Annotated in this window: 21 protein-coding genes; 13 read left to right on the top strand and 8 right to left on the bottom strand. The window is 66.8% G+C overall.

The window, feature by feature from the left end:
• The first annotated feature begins 5 nt into the window (after nucleotides 1-5).
• Complete coding sequence (locus tag AC1REK_RS07900) at nucleotides 6-251, top strand: hypothetical protein (RefSeq protein ID WP_316017743.1); 246 nt, start codon at nucleotides 6-8, stop codon at nucleotides 249-251.
• 75 nt (nucleotides 252-326) lie between these two features.
• Here the strand turns inward: AC1REK_RS07900 and AC1REK_RS07895 are convergent, their stop codons facing one another.
• Together AC1REK_RS07895 and AC1REK_RS07890 are read right to left on the bottom strand one after the other, a co-directional pair.
• Entirely contained in the window at nucleotides 327-641 is a 315-nt protein-coding gene (locus tag AC1REK_RS07895) for a hypothetical protein (RefSeq protein ID WP_492268466.1), read from the bottom strand.
• Between the two features lie 111 nt (nucleotides 642-752).
• The gene (locus AC1REK_RS07890) at nucleotides 753-1,364 is read right to left on the bottom strand and encodes a TetR/AcrR family transcriptional regulator (protein WP_492268467.1); all 612 of its coding nucleotides are present in this window, start codon (nucleotides 1,362-1,364) and stop codon (nucleotides 753-755) included.
• A 100-nt stretch (nucleotides 1,365-1,464) separates the two neighbouring features.
• On the opposite strand from AC1REK_RS07890, the gene AC1REK_RS07885 reads away from it, so the two are divergent.
• Together AC1REK_RS07885 and AC1REK_RS07880 are read left to right on the top strand one after the other, a co-directional pair.
• Nucleotides 1,465-2,205, top strand: coding sequence for an SDR family NAD(P)-dependent oxidoreductase (locus AC1REK_RS07885; RefSeq protein WP_492268468.1), 741 nt, complete (start codon nucleotides 1,465-1,467; stop codon nucleotides 2,203-2,205).
• Between the two features lie 166 nt (nucleotides 2,206-2,371).
• Complete coding sequence (locus AC1REK_RS07880) at nucleotides 2,372-3,484, top strand: acyltransferase family protein (RefSeq protein ID WP_492268469.1); 1,113 nt, start codon at nucleotides 2,372-2,374, stop codon at nucleotides 3,482-3,484.
• Here AC1REK_RS07880 and AC1REK_RS07875 read toward each other — a convergent pair.
• Together AC1REK_RS07875 and AC1REK_RS07870 are read right to left on the bottom strand one after the other, a co-directional pair.
• Nucleotides 3,462-4,232, bottom strand: a complete 771-nt coding sequence (locus tag AC1REK_RS07875; protein ID WP_492273788.1) for an MBL fold metallo-hydrolase — start codon at nucleotides 4,230-4,232, stop codon at nucleotides 3,462-3,464. The two genes, AC1REK_RS07880 and AC1REK_RS07875, sit on opposite strands and share 23 nt — an antisense overlap.
• A gap of 139 nt (nucleotides 4,233-4,371) precedes the next feature.
• Entirely contained in the window at nucleotides 4,372-4,944 is a 573-nt protein-coding gene (locus tag AC1REK_RS07870; protein ID WP_492268471.1) for a hypothetical protein, read from the bottom strand.
• A gap of 155 nt (nucleotides 4,945-5,099) precedes the next feature.
• Between AC1REK_RS07870 and ettA the strand changes: the two genes are divergently transcribed.
• The 5 genes from ettA to AC1REK_RS07845 all read left to right on the top strand — a co-directional run bounded on the left by ettA (nucleotide 5,100) and on the right by AC1REK_RS07845 (nucleotide 9,466).
• Complete coding sequence (gene ettA / locus AC1REK_RS07865; protein ID WP_327523239.1) at nucleotides 5,100-6,752, top strand: energy-dependent translational throttle protein EttA; 1,653 nt, start codon at nucleotides 5,100-5,102, stop codon at nucleotides 6,750-6,752.
• Nucleotides 6,753-6,974: 222 nt separating this feature from the next.
• Nucleotides 6,975-7,328 carry a PAAR domain-containing protein gene (locus tag AC1REK_RS07860; protein WP_492268472.1) on the top strand — a complete coding sequence of 118 codons (354 nt, stop codon included), beginning with the start codon at nucleotides 6,975-6,977 and terminating at the stop codon, nucleotides 7,326-7,328.
• Between the two features lie 10 nt (nucleotides 7,329-7,338).
• Nucleotides 7,339-8,313, top strand: a complete 975-nt coding sequence (locus AC1REK_RS07855; RefSeq protein WP_492268473.1) for a DUF4123 domain-containing protein — start codon at nucleotides 7,339-7,341, stop codon at nucleotides 8,311-8,313.
• A 10-nt stretch (nucleotides 8,314-8,323) separates the two neighbouring features.
• On the top strand, nucleotides 8,324-8,941 hold the full coding sequence (locus tag AC1REK_RS07850; protein ID WP_492268474.1) for a hypothetical protein: 618 nt from the start codon (nucleotides 8,324-8,326) through the stop codon (nucleotides 8,939-8,941).
• Nucleotides 8,942-8,968: 27 nt separating this feature from the next.
• Nucleotides 8,969-9,466: a hypothetical protein gene (locus tag AC1REK_RS07845; RefSeq protein ID WP_492268475.1), complete on the top strand. Its 498-nt coding sequence runs from the start codon at nucleotides 8,969-8,971 to the stop codon at nucleotides 9,464-9,466.
• 27 nt (nucleotides 9,467-9,493) lie between these two features.
• On the opposite strand, the gene AC1REK_RS07840 is transcribed toward AC1REK_RS07845, so the two are convergent.
• On the bottom strand, nucleotides 9,494-10,408 hold the full coding sequence (locus tag AC1REK_RS07840) for a LysR family transcriptional regulator (RefSeq protein WP_492268476.1): 915 nt from the start codon (nucleotides 10,406-10,408) through the stop codon (nucleotides 9,494-9,496).
• A gap of 90 nt (nucleotides 10,409-10,498) precedes the next feature.
• Here AC1REK_RS07840 and AC1REK_RS07835 point away from each other — a divergent pair, with 90 nt between their 5' ends.
• Together AC1REK_RS07835 and AC1REK_RS07830 are read left to right on the top strand one after the other, a co-directional pair.
• Nucleotides 10,499-11,422, top strand: a complete 924-nt coding sequence (locus tag AC1REK_RS07835; protein ID WP_492268477.1) for a hypothetical protein — start codon at nucleotides 10,499-10,501, stop codon at nucleotides 11,420-11,422.
• The gene (locus tag AC1REK_RS07830) at nucleotides 11,419-12,432 is read left to right on the top strand and encodes a DUF2891 domain-containing protein (RefSeq protein WP_492268478.1); all 1,014 of its coding nucleotides are present in this window, start codon (nucleotides 11,419-11,421) and stop codon (nucleotides 12,430-12,432) included. Before AC1REK_RS07835 ends, AC1REK_RS07830 begins: the two co-directional genes overlap by 4 nt.
• Before the next feature lie 12 nt (nucleotides 12,433-12,444).
• On the opposite strand, the gene AC1REK_RS07825 is transcribed toward AC1REK_RS07830, so the two are convergent.
• Both AC1REK_RS07825 and AC1REK_RS07820 read right to left on the bottom strand, forming a co-directional pair.
• Entirely contained in the window at nucleotides 12,445-13,590 is a 1,146-nt protein-coding gene (locus AC1REK_RS07825; RefSeq protein ID WP_492268479.1) for an alpha-hydroxy acid oxidase, read from the bottom strand.
• Between the two features lie 69 nt (nucleotides 13,591-13,659).
• Entirely contained in the window at nucleotides 13,660-14,286 is a 627-nt protein-coding gene (locus tag AC1REK_RS07820; RefSeq protein ID WP_492268480.1) for a YitT family protein, read from the bottom strand.
• A gap of 118 nt (nucleotides 14,287-14,404) precedes the next feature.
• Here AC1REK_RS07820 and AC1REK_RS07815 point away from each other — a divergent pair, with 118 nt between their 5' ends.
• The 3 genes from AC1REK_RS07815 to AC1REK_RS07805 all read left to right on the top strand — a co-directional run bounded on the left by AC1REK_RS07815 (nucleotide 14,405) and on the right by AC1REK_RS07805 (nucleotide 17,590).
• A complete protein-coding gene (locus AC1REK_RS07815) occupies nucleotides 14,405-16,603 on the top strand; it encodes a glycoside hydrolase family 3 N-terminal domain-containing protein (protein ID WP_492268481.1) in 2,199 nt (732 codons plus the stop codon).
• Nucleotides 16,604-16,738: 135 nt separating this feature from the next.
• Nucleotides 16,739-16,942 (top strand): cold-shock protein, encoded by a 204-nt coding sequence (locus AC1REK_RS07810; RefSeq protein ID WP_327522053.1) that lies wholly within the window; start codon nucleotides 16,739-16,741, stop codon nucleotides 16,940-16,942.
• Between the two features lie 84 nt (nucleotides 16,943-17,026).
• A complete protein-coding gene (locus AC1REK_RS07805; RefSeq protein WP_492268482.1) occupies nucleotides 17,027-17,590 on the top strand; it encodes an MOSC domain-containing protein in 564 nt (187 codons plus the stop codon).
• A 13-nt stretch (nucleotides 17,591-17,603) separates the two neighbouring features.
• On the opposite strand, the gene AC1REK_RS07800 is transcribed toward AC1REK_RS07805, so the two are convergent.
• Complete coding sequence (locus tag AC1REK_RS07800) at nucleotides 17,604-18,467, bottom strand: DMT family transporter (RefSeq protein ID WP_492268483.1); 864 nt, start codon at nucleotides 18,465-18,467, stop codon at nucleotides 17,604-17,606.
• Between the last annotated feature and the right edge of the window lie 69 nt (nucleotides 18,468-18,536).

Here is an 18,536-nt window from a genome sequence, read left to right as displayed (position 1 = left end):
GCGTGATGAACCAGAACGAGGCCGTCGCCGCGAGCAATCTGGTGTCATCGGCGACGCTGGCGGCGTTGCTGCGATGCCTGCTGCTGAAAGGCACCCTCGAGGCCAGGGATGTTCGCGAGGTCTACGAGTCGGCCCTGCTGCTGCTCGAACAGCAACAGGGCATCAGCCCGAAAGGGCAGGAGGCGTTCATCGCTGCAAGGGCCGCCATCGAGCAGTCGCTCCAGGCCTCGCCTTCCGGCGCGGCGCCATAGTAGCGGGGACAGGAAGCGCCGGGGCGGGACGCCGGATTTGGCCGTCGGCCGGCTGTCCGAAGGTGAAGGCGAGCGTCAGTTCAGGACGCAGAAGCCGCCGACGACGACCTGCGAGCGGCACCAGACTCGCGGCTCCTCGGCGGCAGTCAACCGTAGCGGCACCGGTTCGGCGGCCCGGTTCGGACTGGCGGCGCGCGGCTGCTGGGCGGGCGCCGGCTGGCTGGTCTGCCGGCTGCGAAGGCCGGGCGTGACGATGAGCGAGCCGTCGCGGTTCGATGAGCTCGTCTGGCTGTCGCTGGAACGGCTGCCGCCGAACCTGAACTTCGCCGCTTCGGCGCTGGCCGGAACGAGCATGATGGCGAGCGTGGCGACAGCAAGGGCGCGGATCATCGAAAGCTCCATCGACTGCCGGCGAAGGTGCCGGAGTTCGGCGGACTTGCCCAGCAAAGCCTCGATTCAATCTGAGCAAGGGGTTAAGCGCATCGGCGGAACCCGGCCGGTTCAGCTCCTGGCCTGCGTCAGGCCTTCCCAGGCTGCCATCGCTGCCTGCGCGATCGATTCCAGCTCCGGCAGCGTCGCGCCATCGCGGGCCCGGATCGACATGCCCTGCTGCACGGTAACGTAGAACGAGGCGATGCCCGCCGGATCGCATGTCGCCGGCAGCTCCCCTGTCTCGACCGCCCGGCGCAGCCGCGCTTCGATGATCGCCTGCGCTTCGGCTCTCGCATCGCGTAGCGCCGCGCCGGTCTGCGGGCTCGTGCCGGCGCCGTGGATCACCGACAGCACGACCATGCAGCCGGCCGGCTTGCCGGAGCGCGTGAAGAGTGCAGCGGAGCGCATCAGATAGGCTTCGATCGCGGCCCTGGCGCTCGGGGCTTCGGCTATCTGGCGGCCGAGTTCGACCCCATCGCCCTCTTCATACAAGGCCATCGCCTCGCGATAGAGCGCGTCCTTGCTGCCGAAGGCTGCGTAGAGGCTCGGCGCGTTGATGCCCATGGCGGCTGTGAGTTCGCTCATCGAGGTCGCCTGGAAGCCCTTCTCCCAGAACAGCATCATCGCCCGATGCAGGGCTTCGTCCCGGTCGAAGCTGCGTGGCCGGCCGCGTTCAGCCAAATCAAATTCCTTTCTGTATCGATCGATAAATAATCTTCTTGACGGAAGACCGCAAGCGCGTCACCTATTATGTATCATTTGGTACAAAATAGGTGATGCGATGACGAGGATGGCTGGAAAGAAGGCGCTGGTGACAGGCGGCAGCCGCGGCATAGGGGCGGCTACGGCGCTGCGGCTGGCGCAGGAGGGGGCGGATGTCGCGATCACCTATGAGCGAGCCCGCGACAAGGCGGAAGCCGTGGTCGAGCAGATCCGCGCGCTTGGCCGCAAGGCGATCGCGCTGCAGGCCGACAGTGCCGATGCGCCGGCGCTTACGGCGGCGGTCGACCGCGCTGCAAAGGAGCTCGGTGGCCTCGATATCCTCGTCAACAATGCCGGCATCTGGCATTATGGCGAGGTCGGCGCCTGGAGCCTGCAGGAGATCGACGCGATCCTTGCGGTCAATGTCCGGGCCGTGATCGTCGCTTCGCAGGCGGCAACGGCGCATCTGCGCGAGGGCGGGCGCATCATCACCACCGGCTCCTGCCTCGCCGAGCGCGTGACCGACCCCGGCATCGCGCTCTATGCGATGAGCAAGGCGGCGCTGATCGGCTTCACCAAGGGACTGGCGCGCGATCTCGGGCCGCGCGGCATCACCGTCAACGTCGTCCATCCCGGCGCGACCGACACCGACATGAACCCGGCCGTCGGCGAGCATGCCGATGCCCAGCTTGCCCGCATGGCGATCCCGCATTTCGGCAAGCCGGAGGATATCGCCGGCCTCATCGCCTATCTGGCGAGCGAGGAGGGGCGGTTCATCACCGGGGCCGGGCTGACCATCGATGGCGGGGTGAACAGCTAGGTCGCCACGAGCGATCGGGGACGGGCTGTGCCGATATGGCTGAGCCCTTTCCCGATCACTTCGTTGACGATCCGTTTCCGGATCACCCCTGGTTTCGGCGATCGACCTAACCCGGCGCTAAAGCCGGTATGGCAGAGTGGCGAGGCTTAGCGGAGCCTTGCCTGAAATGTCGGACTTCACCGAAGCGACGCCGAAACGCGTCGCTTCTCGCCTGGACTGGGTCGATACCGCCAAGGGCTTCTGCATCATCCTCGTGGTGCTGATGCATGTCGTCGTCGGCTTCGAGGTCGCGCAGGAGCGCGAGAGCTGGATCGATCCGTTCATCGAGTGGGCGAAGCAGTTCCGGATGCCGGGCTTCTTCCTGCTCTCGGGACTGTTCGCGCCGCGGCTGATCGGGAAGAGCTGGCCGGAGTTCCTCGACCGGAAGATCGTGCCGCTCGTCTATTTCTACCTGCTCTGGCTGGCGATCCACTGTCTGCTCAAATTCACGAGCTGGGGCGATGGCGATATCGCGACGTTGTTCAGCGCCTATGCGTTGGGGCTCGTTCAGCCTTTCGGCCTGCTCTGGTTCATCTATCTGCTGGCGGTGTTCTTCGTGATGACGAAGGCGGTGCGGGCCTATCCGGTCACGTCCTGGCTGGTGGCGGCGGCGATCGCGACCGTTCCGGTGACGACCGGCTGGCTGCTCGTCGACCAGTTCGCCGCTTTCTTCGTCTTCTTCCTGAGCGGAGCGCTGTTCGCCCCGGCACTCTTGCGCTTCGCCGACTGGGCTCGCGAGCATCGCGCTGCCGCATTGAAGCTCTGGCTTGGCTGGGCCGTGGTGAGTGCCTTGCTGGCCGGCTCCTTCGGCTATCAGGCGCTGCACGAGACCTTCGCGGCCGATCTGGTGCTCGGTCATGCCGGCGCGCTTGGCGTCATCGCGTTTTCGGTCCTGTTCGCCGAGCGTCTTGGCTGGATCGCCTATTGCGGCCGCAATTCCCTGCCGATCTATCTCGCCTTCTTCATCCCGATGGCGGCGACACGGGTCCTGCTGATCAAGACGGAGGCGGAATTCGATGTCGGGCTTGCCTCGCTGCTGATCGCGGGGCTTTGCGTTGCGCTGCCGCTGGCGCTGCATCGGCTCACCCGGGGAACGATGCTCGGCTTCCTGTTCGAGCGCCCGCGCTGGCTCAGGCTAGCTTCAGCGGATAAGCGCGGCGCCGAACCCGCGGTGCGCGGATCGGCGCCCGAAACGCAGGGCCGCGCCGCACCGGAGTTCAATAGCCCGGCAGGACGATGATCGTCGGCTTTGCCGGCAGCGAAGCCTTCGACAACACGATCTGCGACTGTTCGCGGCGCTCGACCGGCCAGAGATCCTGCGAGCGGGACAGGAAACGGTTGAGCGTGCCGCCGCCGAAGAAGTGCATCGGGATCATCACGCGCGCCTGCAGCGATTTCAGCACGTCGAGCATGCCTTCCTGGTCGAGCGTGTAGCTGCCGTCGACCGGAAAGAGCACGATGTCGACGCGGCCGAGCGCGCGTAAGTGGCCGGGCTCCAGCGGATGATGCAGATGGCCGAGATGGGCGATGCAGAGATCGCCGATCTCGAAGACGAACATTGAATTGCCGTCGAAATCGGTGCCGCCGGAATAGGTGCGGATATTGGTCGGGACATTGCGCACGCGCAGGTCGCCAAAGGTGATGTCATGTTTTGCCGCGCCGGCGCCGCTCTGGTCCCAGCCAGGGAGGACCCGCTTGATCGCCGGGTCGGGCGCCCGCGAATAATGCGTCGAATGCGCCTTGTTCATCGTGGCGATGTCGGGCGTCCCAGGCGGGCGGACATAGTCGTTGTAGTCGGTCGCGGCCTTCACCCCGCCCGGCGTCTCGATCAGGAAGGTGGCATGGCCGATGAAGGTCAGCCGCACCTCGTCCTTGCCGAGATTGGCGAGGCTGATCGGCAGGCGGCTTCTCGCCATTTCCGGGCGGCAGCCCGGCTCGCCGGTCTCGGAACGGGCAGGTGAGACGAGGAGGAATGCTGTCGCCAGCATGGCGAGGCCATGTCGCAAGAGAGTGTCCGACAAGCCCATCGCAAGCGCTCCGTCTCTGCCCAGCGGGCAAAGTTTCAGGCAAAAGCCGGGCCGTGGAAAGTCCGGGTGCGCGCTCTGGCGGTTTCGTGACCTGTCGGTCTCAGCTGGTTCTGACCGTGACGGAGGCGTCGGCGAGGCGGCGAAACAGGGTCTTGCGCCGCAGCAGCGGCACCCAGTCGTAGAGGAACATCTCGGCAGGCCGCCAGATCACCACCCAGCCGACGATGACGAGGCTCTCCTGGACGACCCGCATGAACGGCCCCTCATAGGCCTTGGTCAGCAGCCAGATCAGCGCCATGCAGAGGGCAAGCCCGGCCAGGCCGATCATGAAGGCGAGGCGGCCGTCATGGAAAAGCTGGCGGATGGCGCGGGCCTCTTCGCGCTCCCTGACACGGAACCAGCCGGTGATCGCATCGGGGATGGACGCGGCCGGGTCGGGCGCTGCAGTAGCAGCTGATTGCAGGTGGACCACGATCTCGATCGGCTGCTTCTTCGGCAGCTCCTCGGCCCATTCGACGATATACTGCTCGGCTTCGGCCGAAAGATCGCGCTCGCGGAAGGGAAACGGGTCGAGATTGTTGAAGAGCTGGGCGCTGTCGGTCAGGCGCAACTCGATCGCGCCCATGCTGTTCGAAGCCGCCACCGCCAGTCCCTCCACCGTCGCAGCGTTCATACGCGCCGTCGCGATGCGGTGAAAGCGCGCGTTGTGTCCCGGAGAGCCGCCTGCGCATAGCGCGCCGGTTGCGGGCCGCTGCCCCTGTCGCTACATACGCGACAGATTTCCCGAAAGCCTCAGGCCATCACGTCCGGAGCGGAGTTCGCACGCTTATGTCCCGTCAGTTCATCTACCATATGCGCGGCCTGTCGAAGACCTATCCGGGCGGCAAGCAGGTCCTGAACAACATCCATCTTTCCTTCTACCCCGATGCCAAGATCGGCGTGCTCGGCGTCAACGGCGCCGGCAAGTCGACCCTGCTGAAGATCATGGCCGGCTACGACAAGGAATGGACCGGCGAGGCCTGGGTCGCGGACGGTGCCCGCGTCGGCTACCTGCCGCAGGAGCCGAAGCTCGACGAGAGCCTCAACGTCCGCGACAACGTCATGCTCGGCGTCGCGCCCCAGAAGGCGATCCTCGACCGCTACAACGAGCTCGCCATGAACTATTCGGACGAGACCGCCGACGAGATGACCAATCTCCAGGACGAGATCGAGGCCAAGGGCCTGTGGGATCTCGATTCCAAGGTCGACCAGGCGATGGACGCGCTGCGCTGCCCGCCTGACGATTGGGCGGTCGACAAGCTCTCGGGCGGCGAGCGCCGCCGCGTCGCGCTCTGCAAGCTCCTGCTGGAGCAGCCCGAGCTCCTGCTGCTCGACGAGCCGACCAACCATCTCGACGCCGAGACCACCGCCTGGCTCGAAGGCCATCTGCGGACCTATCCGGGCGCGATCCTGATCGTCACCCACGATCGCTACTTCCTCGACAACGTCACCAGCTGGATCCTCGAGCTCGATCGCGGCCAGGGCATCCCCTATGAGGGCAACTATTCGGCCTGGTCGGTGCAGAAGCAGAAGCGCCTCGAGCAGGAAGGCCGCGAGGACGTCGCCCGGCAGAAGACGCTGGCGCGCGAGCAGGAATGGGTCTCGGCCTCGCCGAAGGCCCGCCAGGCCAAGAGCAAGGCCCGTATCCAGCGCTATGACGAGCTGGTCCAGAAGGCCTCGCAGAAGGGGCCGGACACCGCCCAGATCATCATTCCGATCGCCGAGCGGCTCGGCAACAACGTCGTCGATTTCGAGGACCTGTCGAAGGGCTTCCAGGACAAGCTGCTGATCGACGGCCTGACCTTCAAGCTGCCGCCGGGCGGCATCGTCGGCGTGATCGGCCCCAACGGCGCCGGCAAGACGACGCTGTTCAAGATGATCACCGGGGCCGAGAAGCCCGATGCCGGCACGATCAAGATCGGCGAGAGCGTCCAGCTCGGCTATGTCGACCAGAGCCGCGATTCGCTCGACGACAAGAAGAACGTCTGGGAGGAGATCTCGGGCGGCAACGACATCATCTATCTCGGCAAGCGCGAGATCAATTCGCGCGCCTATTGCTCGGCCTTCAACTTCAAGGGCGGCGACCAGCAGAAGAAGGTCGGCTCGCTCTCGGGCGGTGAGCGCAACCGCGTCCACCTCGCCAAGATGCTGAAGTCCGGCGCCAACGTCCTGCTGCTCGACGAGCCGACCAACGATCTCGACGTCGACACGCTCCGGGCTCTCGAAGAGGCGCTGGAGGATTATGCCGGCTGCGCCGTGATCATCAGCCACGATCGCTGGTTCCTCGACCGCATCGCGACCCACATCCTCGCCTTCGAGGGCGACAGCCATGTCGAGTGGTTCGAGGGCAACTTCGCCGATTACGAGGAAGACAAGAAGCGCCGCCTCGGCATCGATTCCACGATCCCGAAGCGCATCCAGTACAAGAAGTTCACGCGCTGAGGCGCTGAAACCCATACGGTAGAGCTGCCGGCCGGGCGCGCGAGCGCCCGGCCTTTTCATTTCGTGCGGCAATTGACAGCGCGGCGGGCGCGACGGAACATTCCGTTACCGTAGCGTCAACGAGGTGCTGTTGCTTGAGCGCCCACCGACGCCACCGGAATCGAGGAGGCGTCGGCCATGGGGATGCCTGCCGCCCGCGTAACGGACATGCACACGTGCCCGATGGTGACTGGGCTGGTTCCGCATGTCGGCGGGCCGATCATCCCGCCCTGCGCACCGACCGTCCTGATCGGCGGCCTGCCAGCGGCGCGCGTCACCGACATGTGCACCTGCGCCGGCCCCCCCGACATGATCGTCAAGGGCTCGGCCAGCGTGCTGATCATGGGGCAGCCAGCGGCGCGCATCGGCGACATGACGACCCATGGCGGCGTGATCGTCACCGGCCAGATGAACGTGCTGATCGGGGATTTGAGTGGCGTCGGGGCTGATCTGGGGGCGGGAGGGGCCGTCACACCGCCAGGCAAGCCTTGCATGAAGGCTGCCGCAAGCAACAGCTCACCCTTCGTGACGCCATGAGCGCTCCTGAGTGGCGATATCAGCATTACGACCGGAGGAAGGGCAGGCGGTCTTGAGTCCGCCGGCTTCAGAACCGGTTCATGGTTTGGCGAGGCTTCTTGCCGCCGCGCGTGCCCGCCTGCCCGCAGAGCATTTCGCAGTGCTTGATGGCGCGCTCCACGACGACTTGCCCATGGCGCTCGAACGGCACGGAATCAGGGCACGGCCGCTATTCCTCGAGGCCGGAGATGCCTCGGCTGTCGCCTCGGGACCGTTTCTGATCCCACTCGACTCCGATGGGCAAATCGCGGGGCTGCAAGCTGTCATCGGTGCCGCCCGAGCGCCGGTGATCTGGTCGTGGCTCCAGGGCGAGGCTTCGCTCTATCGCCATCTACGCACCCTGAACCTGGTCGAGGTGCCGATCGAGCAGGATGTCGACGACGATGCCGATCGGGACGACCAGCCGATGCCGAGACGTCGCAGCGTCCTGTTCAGGCACTGGGACCCGAACGTACTCGCCCAGGTGCAGCCCTTGCTCGACGTGGCGCAGAAGGCACGGCTTTTGGGCGCTGCGCCCGGCCTTGCCTATCTGCCGGAGGCCTCGGCGGCGCACTTGGCCGAAGTCGGCTGGCTGATAAGCGAGGGCATGGCCAAGCCGCCGGGCATGCTCGCCTTCTCCGAGGCGCAGTTCGCGGCTCTGGCGGATGGTCGCATTCAGGAAAGCCGCCGCAACATCATGGCCTATCTGCGCGAGACCGCTGCCGAGGACCTTCCCGAGGTTTCCGACCCGGAGCTCTATGCAATGGTCGTGCAGGCGGAGGCGAGCGGCAATGTCATCGGCCTGCGCAGCGAGCACGCGCATGGGCTGTGGGCGTTCCTACACGTCATAACCGGGGGCGAAAGCAGCCAGTCGCGCGAGATCAGGCAGCATTTCTACCAAGCGGCAGAGGAACCGGAACTGGTGCTGCAGCAGGTCCTGGACGCCGTGCTGGCCGAACTCGGCTGAGATCGCAGGTATGGCCATCCCTGTCATCGTCGGCATCATCGTCGGGGCGGCCGCCCGCCAGCTCGCCAAGATGGCGGCCAAGCGGGCTGCGGCCAAGCTGGCGCAGGAATACGTCAAGAAGCAGCTGAAGAAGAAGATCGCCGATGCGATCAAGAAGGCTGGAGAGAAGCTGAAGAAGGCGGCGGAGGATCGCGCCAAGAATTGCAAGAGCTGCGGCCCCGACCGCGACCCCTGCCGCGTGCTGAAGAAGGGCGATCCGGACGGGAAGGGCGATTTTCGCGGCGGCAGCTATGGCGGGACGAAAGGGCAGGGAGCGCTCAACCGGGACTCGAACCACATGCCGGCGGACGCGGCCAGTCCGCTGCGAAAATCCCAGGGGCCGTCCGTCCAGATGGATCGGACCGACCATACCCAGACCCGCTCCTATGGCGGCGGCACCGCGGCCGAGAACTACCGGCTGAAGCAGGAGCGCCTCGCCGATGCCGGGAAGATCGAGGAAGCATTCGCCATGGACGTTGCCGATGTGATGCGCATCGCCGCCGAGGGAGGTGATGTGTCAAAATATGCCGATGCGATCGCCGAAGCGACGGCGTATCTCTGGTGCCTGAAGAAGCATGGGCTGGCCTGACACGCTCGGTCGGAGAAGGGACTGACGATGGAGATCGAACCGCGCATCGGCGTCGGGCCGCTGAAGCTGCTGATGTCGCAGGACCAGGTTGCGGCCGTCGTGGGACCGCCGGACAGCCTCTACGATCCCTCCGACGACGACATCTTCGATGACGACGACCTGAAGTTCTACCGGAACCAGATCGTCGAGATCCGGAAGAAGTCCAAGGTGATGGACCTGCTCGACTTGACCTTCGAAAAGGACCGGCTGGTCTGCATCAATATGCGCGGCACTTCGGCCGACTATGCGATTGCCGGCATGGCGATCAATAGGGACCGCATGGCGCTGTTGGCTCATGTCCAAGCGATCGATCCCGATGTCTATATCCGCAGCGAGAACTACGCCTTCATGACGACCGGGCTGTGCCTCTCACGCGCTAAGAACCGCAAGGACATCAACTACGCCCGCCTCTATGACGTCGCCTTCAAGAAGAAGCGGCTGGCCTACGAGCTCTACAAGAAGCATAGCGGGCCGATCATTCCGTAACCGGCGCTGGGGGCGAAAAGCCGCCCCTCACAGCGAGTGCCCGACCCGCTCGATCGTCGCCAGGAACCATCTCAATGCCGGGTCGCTCGCAGCGCGGCGGTTGTGCAGCAGGTCGATGGCGAAGGGCGGCGTGTCATAGGGCAGGGGGATGAGCGCGACGCCGGCGATCTCGGCGAAACGCCCCGCGATCCGCCGCGCCATGGTCGCGACGAGGTCGGTGCCGGCAACGGCGAAGGGCACGGCGACAACATGGGCGAGGGTGACGGCCACCCGGCGCTTGCGGCCTTCCATGGCGAGGATGGCATCGACCACGCCCGGCGAGCCGTCGCCGCCGGCGGCGGAGAACAGCGCATGCGGCAGCCGGAGATATTCATCGGCGCTGAGCAGCGGAGTTGCCGTGACGCGCGCCTTGTCGCGAATGCAGACGAAATCCTCGTCGAACAATCTCTGGCGCACGGTGCGGCCTGAGCCCGGCAGATGGCCGCCGATCAGCGCATCGACGTCGCCGCGTTCGAGGGCGGAGAGGCTCGATGCGGGGTCGGCGATCGGCCGAACCACCAGATCGATGCCCGGCGCCTCCTGCCGCAGCAGAGTGACGAGCGCGGGTACGACCACGAGGTCGCCATAGTCGGTGACGGCGATGGTCATGCGGCGGCGCGCGGTTGCGGGCTCGAAGCCAGCATCCGGCGCGAGCGTCGTCCTGATCTGAGCGAGCGCCTCGCCGATCGGCCGGGCCAGCGCCAGCGCTCTCGCGGTCGGCTGCATGCCCGCGGCCGTGCGGATGAATAGCTCATCGCCGAAGAGTGCACGCAGGCGCGTCAGCGCGCTGCTCATCGAGGGCTGCGCCAGGCCGATGCGCTGGCCGGCGCGGGTGACGTTGCGCTCCTCCATCATCGCTTCGAAGGCGACGAGGAGGTTGAGGTCGACGGCAGCCAAATTCATCTGAACGATAGTACAGATAGTAAAAATCGATTTCCACAATGTCATGCGGGCTGCTGAAAGGAGCGGAGTCGAACCCGCCGGAAGAGGCGCATGCGAATAACCCTGTCGCGCCTCGTGCCACGCGGGCCGACGATCCTGGTGCTCGGCGTCCTTGTCGGCCTGGCCTTTCCGGCGCTGGCGGAGCTGGCCCGGCCGTCGATGCCGGCGATGATCTTCGTCATCGTGCTCGGCACGCTGCTGCGGACCGATGGAAAGGCGGTGGTCGCCGTGCTCGGCCGTCCCGCGCTTTCCGTGCTGCTCCCCGTCACCGTGATGGTCGCCTGCCCGGTGCTGATGGGCCTGATCGCCTATCGTTTCGGCCTCGGCCCCGAACTTGGGCTCGCTCTGGTGCTGGCGACTTCCGCGCCGCCGTCGAGCGGCACGGCGGCGGTGGCGCGGATGCTCGGGCTCGACGGCACCGTGCCGCTGGCCGTGACGCTGCTCTGCATGGCGCTCGCCCCGCTCACCGTGCCGCTTCTCGCCGGCTGGTTCGGCGGGATCGGCATCAGCGCTTTCGATCTCGCCTTGCGCCTCGCCCTGCTTGTCGGCGGCGCGGAGGGTGTAGCCCTGCTGCTGCGGCGCTTCGCGGCGACGCAGTTGCAGAGCCGTGGCGAAGCCGTCGACAGGATCGTGGTTGCGGCGCTGCTCGTCTTCGTGGTCGCGACCATGGCGGGCGTGCGCGAGCAGATCGCGGCGGACTGGCACGGCGCGCTGCTCTGCCTCGCGCTCGCTTTCGCCTGCAATCTTGGTCTGCAGGGAGCGGGGGCCGCCCTGCTACCCGGCGCGCTCGCCGAGCGATTGACCGTCGGCCTCATCCTCGGCAACCGCAATGTCGGGTTGGTCTGGTCGGCGCTCGGCGCCGCCGCCTCGCCGCGCATGGCGCTGTTCTTTGCTGCGACGCAGTTGCCGATCTATCTCACCCCGCGTCTGATCGACCTGATTATCAGCTACGCCAGAGCAAGGAAGCCATCGTGACCGCAGCCCGACTGACCGAGGACCTCGCGCTCCGTTTCGCCCGCATCGCGCTCGGGCATGTCCGGCGCGAATACCCGAACAAGCCCGACCATACGCTGGCCGGGCCGCAGGATGCGCAGACCCCGCGCGAGCTGCACCCGATCTTCTACGGCAGCTATGACTGGCATTCCTGTGTGCACAGCTACTGGATGCTGGCGCGACTGCTGCGGCGCTATCCCGGCTTCGCGGCTGCCGCCGATATCCGCGCTCTGTTCGATGAGCAGCTAACGCCCGAGAAGGTCGCGGTCGAATGCGCTTACCTCGCCGCCCCGACCGCGCGCGGCTTCAAACGCCCCTATGGCTGGGGTTGGCTGCTCAAGCTGGCGGCGGAGCTCAGCCTGCTCGACGACAAGCGATGGTCGGAGATTATCGCGCCGCTGGCCGAGGTCTTCGCGCAGCGCTTCCGTGATTTCCTGCCGCTCGCGACCTATCCGGTGCGGGTCGGGACGCATTTCAACACCGCCTTCGGCCTGCGCATGGCGGCGGACTATGCCACTGCGACGGCGGATGCGGATTTCGCGACCCTGCTGCGGGAAACCGCCTTGCGCTGGTATGGCGAGGATACGGACTGCCCGGCCTGGGGCGAGCCGAGCGGCGACGATTTCCAGTCCTCGGCCCTGATCGAGGCCGAGTGCATGCGCCGCCTGCTCGAGCCGGATCAGTTTCTGCCCTGGTTCGACAAGTTCCTGCCGAGGCTGGAGCGCCAGGAACCGGCGACGCTGTTTCGGCCGGCCACCGTCACGGATCGCAGCGACGGCAAGATCGCCCATCTCGACGGGCTGAACCTCAGCCGCGCCTGGTGCTGGCGGGCGCTGGCCGGGGCGCTGCCGGAGGGCGATGTCCGCCGGGTGATCGTCGAGGCGGCCGCGGCGGAGCATCTCGCAGCGGGAATTCCCCATATCGCCGGCGACTATATGGGCGAGCACTGGCTCGCCAGCTTCGCCGTCCTCGCTCTGGAAGAGGAGCCTTGAGCGCCGAGGGGCTCAGGCCTTGCCCTTCACCAGGATGCGGCCGTCGACGTCCTGGATGTCGCGCAGGCCGCAGAGGGCCATGGTGATGTCGAGCTCCTTGCGGATGATGTCGAGGCAGCGGGTCACGCCTTCCTCGCCCATCGCGCCGAGGCCGTAGAGGAAGGCGCGGCCGATCAGCACGCCGCGGGCGCCCAGCGCCACGGCCTTGATCACGTCCTGGCCGGAGCGGATGCCGCCATCCATCCAGACTTCCATGCGGCCGCCGACCTGCTCGACGATGCCGGGCAGCGCCGCGATCGAGGAGACCGCGCCGTCGAGCTGGCGTCCGCCATGGTTGGAGACGATCAGCGCATCGGCGCCGCTCTGGGCCGCGAGCTCGGCATCCTCGGCGTCGAGGATGCCCTTGAGGATCAGCTTGCCGCCCCAGCGATCCTTGATCCACTTGACGTCGTCCCAGCTCAGCGCCGGGTCGAACTGCTCGGCGGTCCAGGACGAGAGCGAGGAGAGGTCGCCGACGCCCTTGGCATGGCCGACGATGTTGCCGAAGGTCCGGCGCTTGGTGCCGAGCATGCCCATGCACCAGCGCGGCTTCATCGCGAGGTTGATCATGTTGGCGAGCGTCGGCTTCGGCGGGGCGGAGAGGCCGTTGCGGATGTCCTTGTGGCGCTGGCCGAGGATCTGGAGGTCGAGCGTCAGCATCAGGGCCGAGCAGCCGGCCGCCTTGGCGCGGTCGATCAGCCGGCCGATGAAGTCGCGGTCCTTCATCACATAGAGCTGGAACCAGAAGGGAGCCGGGCTGTTCTCAGCGACGTCCTCGATCGAGCAGATGCTCATGGTCGAGAGCGTGAAGGGCACGCCGGCCTTGGCGGCGGCGCGGGCCGCCAGGATCTCGCCATCGGCATGCTGCATGCCGGTGAGGCCGGTCGGCGCGAGCGCGACGGGCATCGAGACGTTCTGGCCGACCATGGTCGAGGCGAGCGTGCGGTTGGTCATGTCGACCGCGACGCGCTGGCGCAGCTTGATCGGGGCGAAATCGGTTTCGTTGGCGCGATAGGTGCCCTCGGTCCAGGCGCCTGAATCGGCATAGTCGTAGAACATGCGCGGCACGCGGCGCTTCGCCTGGATGCGCAGATCCTCGATGGTCAAGAGCTGGGCCATGGTCGCCTCGTCCCGCATTGTCGTCGCTGCGCTCGGTCGCATGGAATGTCGCGGGAGGCAACGCCTGCGTCATGTCACGCCGAGATAGCGGCCCGGCTTGTGGTTGATCGCGAGGTTGAGATTGAGCGCGACGGCGCCGACCAGCGACAGCGCCACCTTGTCGAGCGGCAGCACCAGCGCGGCAGCGGCGAGGATCGCGGCGTCGATGCCGAGTTGGACCCAGCCGGCGCGCAGGCCGTGCCGCTCCTGCAGATAGGCGGCGAGCACATTGACGCCGCCGAGCCCGGTGCGGTGCCGGAACAGCACGAGCATGCCGATGCCCATCAGCGAGCCGCCGGCGATCGCGGCATAGAACGGATCGATCTGCTCGATCCGGATCAGCTGCGGCGTCGCCCAGCTCAGTCCCGACACCAGTGCGACGGCGAGGAAGGTGCGCAGCGTGTAGCCGCGGCCGAGGCGCTGCAGGGCAAGCCAGTAGAAGGGCAGGTTCAGGAGGAAGAAGCCGGCGGAGAAGGAGGGGCCACCGGCCGCTTCGACCAGGAGCGCGAGGCCGGCGAGCCCGCCGGTCACCAGCGTCGCCTTGGCGTAGATCACGACGCCGAGGCTGACCAGCATCGCGCCGAGCAGCATCGCCAGCGCGTCTTCATAGAGGCGGTGCCGGTTGGTCGCGCCCGTGCCGATCGTCATCTGTGTCATCCGTCGACGCGCCGCGCTTCAGCTTCCATTCATGGCCCGGCGGCGAAGCAATGGTTGAGCCATCCGCGCCGATCCTGTACCGGGCGCCCGACCTTCCGAGCAAGCACAAGGCTTCGACATGATTCTGCGGCTCTTCGCTGCACTCCTGACCTGCGGCTTCGCCACGATCGCTTTCGCCCAGCAGGGAGTCGGCTGGAAAACCGGCCCCGAGGCTGCCGCGATCGAGCGCAAGGTCGATGCGCTGATCGGCAGGATGACGCTGGAGGAGAAGGTCGGACAGCTCCACCTCTCCGGGCGCGGCGAGGGCTTCGACATCAATCAGGTCAAGGCCGGCCGGATGGGCGCGGTGATGAACTTCGTCGTGCCGCAGGAGGTCTGGCAGGTCCAGGAGGCGGTGCGCCAGTCGCGGCTGAAGATCCCGCTGATCATCGGGCTCGACGCCGTCCACGGCTTCTCGACCTACTTTCCGCTGCCGCTCGGCCAGGCGGCGAGCTGGAACCCGCAACTGATCGAGCAGGCGGCCTATTGGACCGGCCGCGAGGCGAGCGCCGCCGGCATCAACTGGACCTTCGCGCCGATGGTCGACATGTCGCGCGATCCACGCTGGGGCCGCGTACTGGAAGGTGCGGGCGAGGATGTTCATCTCGCGAGTGTCGTCGCTGCGGCGCGGACCCGCGGCTATCAGCGCGGCGGCGTCGCGGCGAGCGTCAAGCATTTCGTCGGCTATGGCGCCGGCGAGGCCGGGCGCGACTACAACTCGACCTGGATCCCGCTGAGCCAGCTCCACGACCTGCATTTGCCGCCCTTCAAGGCCGCCTTCGAGGCCGGTGCGATGACCGCGATGGCGGCTTTCAACGCGCTGAACGGCATGCCGGCCACGGCCCATCGCGGCATGCTGACCGATCTCCTGCGCGGCAAATGGGGCTTTCGCGGCTTCGTCACCTCGGATTTCGGCTCGATCACCGAATTGCGCCTGCACGGTATCGCCAAGGACGACGCCGAGGCGGCGCGCAAGGCGCTGCTCGCCGGCATCGACATGGACATGATGGGCGACGTCTTCCACAAGCACCTCGCCAATGAGGTGAAGGCTGGTCGCGTGCCGGTGAAGGCGCTCGACGAGGCGGTGCGGCGCGTGCTGCGGGTCAAGTATCATCTCGGTCTGTTCGAGCGGGGAGATGTCGACGTCGCCGCGGCGCCGTCGCTGATGCAGACGGAAGAAGCCCGCAAGGTTGCCCGCCAGGCGGCGCGCGAGGGCGTGATCCTGCTCAGGAACGACAAGGCGACGCTGCCGATCGCGCCTTCGGTGAAGTCGGTCGCGGTGATCGGCGCCATGGCGGTGCCGGAGGATGAGCGGGTCTGGACCGATCCGGCCGGGCTCGGCCGTCGCCTCGTCCAGCCGCTGCCGGATGCGCTGCGCGAGCAGCTGCCTTCGGATATCGCCGTCACCTACGAGCCGGCCTTCACCAAGAACTGCGGCACCGAATTCAAGGACAAGGACGCGGCCGTGAAGGCCGCCGCCGCCGCCGACCTCGTCGTCGCCATGCTCGGCGAGGATTGCGAGTTCATGGGCGAGGGCGCCTCGCGCACCGATCTCGGCCTGCCGGGCGTCCAGCAGGAGCTGCTCGCGGCGCTGGTTGCGACCGGCAAGCCGGTGGTGCTGGTGCTGGCGACGGGGCGGCCGCTGGTCCTCACCTGGGCCGACAAGCATGTCGCGGCAATCGTCCAGACCTTCCATGGCGGCACCGAGGGGCGCGCCGCCATCGCCGAGGTGCTGGCCGGCAAGATCAATCCGGCGGGGCGGGTGCCGATGAGCTTCCCGCGCTCGGTCGGGCAGATCCCGGTCTATTACGACCAGTTGCCGACCGGCCGGCCGCAGAAGATCCGCCAGCGCTATGAATCGATCTTCATGGACGAGGCCAACGAGGCGCTCTACCCGTTCGGTTTCGGTCTCTCCTATAGCCGCTTCGCCTATGCCAATCCGCGCGTTTCTCGCGAGAAGGTGGCGATGAACGGCGTCGTCGAGATCAGCGTCGACGTGACCAACCAAAGCGAGCGCGACGGCCAGGAGGTCGTTCAGCTCTATGTCCGCCAGCCGGTTGCCGAGCGGTCGCGGCCGCTGCGCCAACTCAAGGGTTTCGACAAAGTCTTCGTGAAGGCCGGCGAGACGAAGACTGTACGTTTCAAGCTGGAGGCGCGAACGCTGGGCGCCCATGACGATGCCGGCCGCTACCAGCTCGATCCCGGCATGGTCGAGGTCTATCTCGGCGGGTCGTCGCTGGCAGAGGCGAAGACGCAATTCGAGATCACGAAACCCTGAAGAGGTCCGCTTTAATTGCCAATGCTTTGATCTCGACAAGATTTCGTTTTCGGTCAATCCTCGATTGGCGCGGCTCCTGGAGAGCTAGTCTCCAAGGCGCGTCGCGAGACCATGAATGCTCCAAAGGATGCGGCGATGGCGACCGGAACCGTGAAGTGGTTCAATACCGAGAAAGGCTTTGGCTTCATTCAGCCCTCCGATGGCGGCAAGGACGTGTTCGTGCACGTCACTGCCGTCAAGGAAGCGGGGATGCTGACGCTGACGGAAGGACAGAAGGTCTCGTTCGAGCTCAAGACCGAACGGGGCAAGACAGCGGCCGGCTCGCTCAAGCTGATCTGAGCCGGCCGAGCGCATGAGAACGGCGAGGCCACCGCCGGCCCGGCCGCAGTGACGGCTGTGCTCGCAAGCGGAAGGCTCGTTGCGGTGCTGCAGGCCGCGCGGACGGATCGCTCCGGCGCAGGTTTCGTCACGACACCAGCCGATCATCTCGATCTCGATCATCACGGTATTCCAGGCGACCGCCATCACGGCGCGACGCGGCGTGCCGGTGCGCGCGAGCCCTGGCTGCCGCGGGGAGCCGTGCTGCGCAACGATCGGCAGCTCTCGGCGCTGTGCCCGGATGAGCTTGCCGAGATCGCCGCAGCGCTCTCGATCGAGGCGTTGCTGCCGCAATGGATCGGCGGCAACCTCGCGGTCGAGGGATTGCCGGGCTTCTCGCAGATCGCGCCGGGCAGTCGGCTCGCGATCGGTGGTGCCTGGGGCGGCAAGGGCCGTTTCGACGGCAACGCCGTCCTGCGGGTCGAGGCCTACAACTCTCCGTGTCGGTTGTCGGGGCGGGCGGTCGCGGCGGCTGTCGGTCGGCCGGAGCTCGAATTTTCCTTCGTCAAGGCGGCGGCGCGCTTGCGCGGACTCGTGCTCTCGGTCGATCTGCCGGGACGGATCGCGCCCGGCAATGCCGTGGTCGTGCTGAAGCCGATGCAGGGCTGACCGTCGGCCCGGTCTACCGCGCAAAGCGCCTTGCGCCGGCGACGCAGGCCACCACCGCGATCGAGGTCGCCACCATCTGCCAGCCGACGGTCTCGCCGAGCAGCAAAGCCGCCAGCGACAGCCCAAAGAAGGGCTGCAGCAATTGCAATTGCCCCACCGCGGCGATGCCGCCCTGGACGAGGCCGCGATACCAGAAGACGAAGCCGATCAGCATGCTGAACAGCGAGACATAGGCGAGCCCGAGCCAGGCCGGGGTGCCCGCCTGGGCGAACGAGGCCGGCAGCGTCAGCAGCGTCAGGCCGGCCATGATCGGCAGTGACAGGACCAGGGCCCAGGAGATCACCTGCCAGCCGCCGAGATGGCGCGAGAGGCGGGCGCCCTCGGCATAGCCGAGCCCGCAGGCGACGATCGCGGCGAGCATCAGCAGATCACCGACCGGAGAGGCGGCGAAGCCTTGCGTCCAGGCGAACCCGACGACGCAGAGGCTGCCGAGTCCGGCGAAGAGCCAGAAGGCCGGGCGCGGACGTTCGCCGCCGCGGAGCACCCCGAAGATCGCGGTCGCGAGCGGCAGCAGGCCGACGAAGACGATCGAATGGGCGGAGGTGACGTGCTGGAGGGCGAGCGCAGTAAGCAGCGGGAAGCCGACGACGACGCAGAGGGCGACCACGGCGAGCGGCAGAAGGTCTGCGGGCTCAGGTCGCTTCTGCCTGAGCGCGAGCAGGAGCGCGAGCCCCAACAGCCCGGCGATGGCGGCGCGCGCCACCGTCAGGAAGATCGGGTCGAAATCGGCGACGGCGACGCGCGTCGCCGGCAGCGAGCCGCTGAAGATGAGCACGCCGATGAAGCCGTTGAGCAGGCCGTTCGCAGTCTTGTCCATGATGCCTCCTGCGGCTCGTCTGCATGTCGCGAGAGGTCACAGATTTCCAGAGACAGTCCAATACAGTTC

This window comes from Allobosea sp. GW823-FHT02B03 (assembly GCF_058797755.1).
The sequence above is the reverse complement of the archived record's forward strand: the minus strand, read 5'-3'. Positions and strand labels throughout refer to the sequence as shown.